The sequence below is a fragment of the uncultured Finegoldia sp. genome, from assembly GCF_947252345.1.
In the GTDB taxonomy this organism is placed as follows: Bacteria; Bacillota; Clostridia; order Tissierellales; family Peptoniphilaceae; genus Finegoldia.
In genome coordinates, this window is record NZ_CAMXVC010000055.1 from 1 (window position 1) to 3,159 (window position 3,159).

Below are 3,159 nucleotides of genomic sequence, written 5' to 3' on the forward strand. Positions count from 1 at the left end.
CCCGGGACACCCTGATTAAAAGTCAGGTGCTCTACCATCTGAGCTAATGAACCACGACTACCTTTCTATGATAGCACAATTAAAAAAATTTGTAAAGTGTTTTTCAAAATATTTCAATTTTTCTGAAATTTTAAAAAAAGCAGAATTTTACAAACTCTGCTCTTGATTTTAAATTTGCACTATATCCTCTTTGTCAAAAGCAAAATACTGTGCTATTCCATTTTTGTATTCTATGTTAACTTCTCCTTCGATTAACGGAAGGATGTAGTCCATAAATTCATCGTCAATTTGGAAATGGCTGTCTGTGTATTTAGGAATTATCATTTTGGTTTTGTTGGCAACTTTTTCTATATCCACAAGTTCAAATTCCGTCTTGTAGGGTTTGTTGGAAATTCTTTTGATTCCAACCATTTTGCCGGAATGATTTTCTACACATTCTACAGAAAATTCTCCAACTTCGAATGATTCTTCGATGTCTGTCTTGGATGCAAATGACATATCACATCTTTGTAGTATGTTAAGCTCGATACTTCTTATTGGCATATCGTAGATTTCTTTTAATTTATCTCTGATTATGTGAGATGGTCCTTGCAATTGCACATGGCCGAACTTGTCTTTTTTGCCTGATGATTTGGATATGAAGTTATTGGAAGAGTCTTTGATGCCTTCACTTACTAAGATTAAAATGTTATCTGTTCGTTTGAAATTTTCGTTGATTTCCTTTACCAAATTGTCGAACTCAAACGTGTCTTCACTTATATACACCAAATCCGCTCCGAGGTTGCAAAGTTTCTTAGAGATTGCTCCTGCCGCTGTCAACCATCCAGCGTATCGTCCCATAATTTCCACAATTGTTATCGTCCTGTAGTCGTAGATTTCGACGTCTTTGGCTATTTCATAGACAGAATTTGCCACAAACTTCGCTGCAGAGCCAAATCCTGGCGTGTGGTCTGTTCCGAACAAATCATTGTCGATTGTCTTAGGAGAGCCCATCACGTGTATATCTTCTCCGATTTTTTCGATGTATTTGGATAATTGGTACACTGTGTCCATGGAGTCATTTCCGCCAATGTAGATAAAGTAATTTATCTTGAATGATTTCAAAATTTCTACAATCTTCGCAAGTTTTTCTTCGCTATCCACTTTGTATCTGCAACTACCCAACGCACTTGCCGGTGTGATTTTTAGTCTGTTCAAATCTTCATCTGTTTTTATTTGAGATTTCAAGTCGATTATTTTCGAATCCAACAATCCTTGTACGCCGTACAACGCACCATAAACATTGTCAAATCCCAACTCCAAAGCTTTTTTGTAACATCCAGCCAATGTGGCATTAATTGCACAAGTAGGTCCACCTGATTGTGCTATCAACAAATTTTTAATGTGAATCACTCCCTAGTATTCTTCTCTTTCAAATCCTTTGCCCAACACTTCGTATGCGTCATTTACCGTGATAAATGCACGAGGATCGATTTTTTTCAATTTTTTCTTCAAATAAGCTACTTGTGGCCTTTTCAAAACGCAAAAAATAACATCTTGTTCGTTGCTAAGGAAAGCTCCTTCCCCGTGTAGGAATGTAACTCCTCTGTTCATATCTTCCATAATAATAGATGCCACTTCTTCGTTGTGGGATGTGATGACGAAAACTTGTTTCGTCTCCCCTAATCCAAGTTCAATTCTATCTAGCACTCTGTAAGCTACAAACATCGAAATAATCGTGTAAAATCCCTTGTCAACTCCGTACAAAATACTTCCAATCGCAATTATGACAGCGTTGCAACCCATGAGGACATTGCCTATCGAAATATCTTTTTCGTTTTTCATTATCGCAGCTACAATATCCAATCCGCCGCTGCACGTTCCACACCTAAACAAAGTTCCCATCGAGGTTCCATTAATCGCCCCACCAACTACTGCTACTAGCATATCATCCTTCAAAATAAACGGATTGGGAAGATAATGAAACAGCGTCAAGTACACTGACAACACAATAGTCGAAATCGCTGCGTAGTTTACAAACTGTCTTGTCAAAAATTTGTAACCTACAATCATAATCGGAATATTCAACAAAAATACCGTGATACCTGTAGGAACTCCAATAATGTATTGCACCAAAAGTCCAATGCCTGTTGAACCGCCACTTAAAAAGTTTTTCTGACTAAAAAAGAAATCAATAGCAACAGCTGCCAACAAATTAGCGAGCAATATTGATATGATTTTCTTTCTAGCTTCTCGTTTACTTCCAAAATTTTTAACAAAAAAATCCGTCTTGTCCATTATTTTATAAATCCTAATCTTTCTTTAATAAAAACATCCCAAATAAACAAACTTACAGCAATCACATAAAATAGATTGTCTTTGTCATCCACTTCAAGAGTAAACTTCTCATAAATGCTGAAATTCTTTTTATTCAACTTTATACTTCCAAATCCAAGCACATTTACTTCTTTGAAATCCGAAATGTCAATATCTAGTTCGTTGTTGTATTTTATCGAATTGGACATATCCGATTCCAAAGTAAAGCTTTTTTTGTCGGTATTAACTATGTATTTTTTATTTTTTTCATAAAAAATACGCTCTACTTTCATGACAGCATTTTCGTCATTGTCATAAAAAACAAAATTACATCCTTTGTCGAAGCTAGAACCTATAAAAGCATCAAAAAAAGATGTACTGTTACCTTCTTTGTAGCCCGAAAAGATTAACTTGTCATCAGAAAAAATCTTAAATCTGTCTTTAATATCCTTATTTATATAAAAATCGTAAATCATATTGTTTTCTTTCTTTTCGTTTATTGTAAATGTAAATAATAAAAAATCAGGCACAAAGCCTGATTTATAAACTATTTACTCTTTTTTTGATTAACTGCTTCTTTTAAAGATTTACCAGCTTTGAATACAGGCGCATTTGATGCAGGAATTTTGATTTTTTCTTCAGGATTTCTTGGATTTCTTCCTTCACGAGCTTTTCTTTCTCTTGATTCAAATGTACCAAATCCAACTAATTGAACTTTTTCACCTTTTGCTAATGTTTCTTCTACAGTTTTAATAAATGCGTTTAAAGCTCTTTCGCTTTCTACTTTTGATAGCTCACTTTTTTTAGCTATGCTTGATAATAATTCAGATTTATTCATCTTGTCCTCCTTAAATTTTCAAAATA

Annotated in this window: 4 protein-coding genes; all 4 read right to left on the reverse strand. The window is 34.5% G+C overall.

The window, feature by feature from the left end; all coding sequences use genetic code 11:
* Window positions 1-168: 168 nt before the first annotated feature.
* The 4 genes from Q0X02_RS07790 to Q0X02_RS07805 all read right to left on the reverse strand — a co-directional run bounded on the left by Q0X02_RS07790 (window position 169) and on the right by Q0X02_RS07805 (window position 3,133).
* Entirely contained in the window at window positions 169-1,392 is a 1,224-nt protein-coding gene (locus Q0X02_RS07790) for a diphosphate--fructose-6-phosphate 1-phosphotransferase (RefSeq protein ID WP_297814016.1), read from the reverse strand.
* Window positions 1,393-1,395: 3 nt separating this feature from the next.
* Window positions 1,396-2,277, reverse strand: coding sequence for a YitT family protein (locus Q0X02_RS07795; protein ID WP_297814019.1), 882 nt, complete (start codon window positions 2,275-2,277; stop codon window positions 1,396-1,398).
* Window positions 2,277-2,771, reverse strand: coding sequence for a hypothetical protein (locus Q0X02_RS07800; protein WP_297814021.1), 495 nt, complete (start codon window positions 2,769-2,771; stop codon window positions 2,277-2,279). Before Q0X02_RS07800 ends, Q0X02_RS07795 begins: the two co-directional genes overlap by 1 nt.
* Before the next feature lie 71 nt (window positions 2,772-2,842).
* Window positions 2,843-3,133 carry an HU family DNA-binding protein gene (locus Q0X02_RS07805; RefSeq protein WP_297814024.1) on the reverse strand — a complete coding sequence of 97 codons (291 nt, stop codon included), beginning with the start codon at window positions 3,131-3,133 and terminating at the stop codon, window positions 2,843-2,845.
* Between the last annotated feature and the right edge of the window lie 26 nt (window positions 3,134-3,159).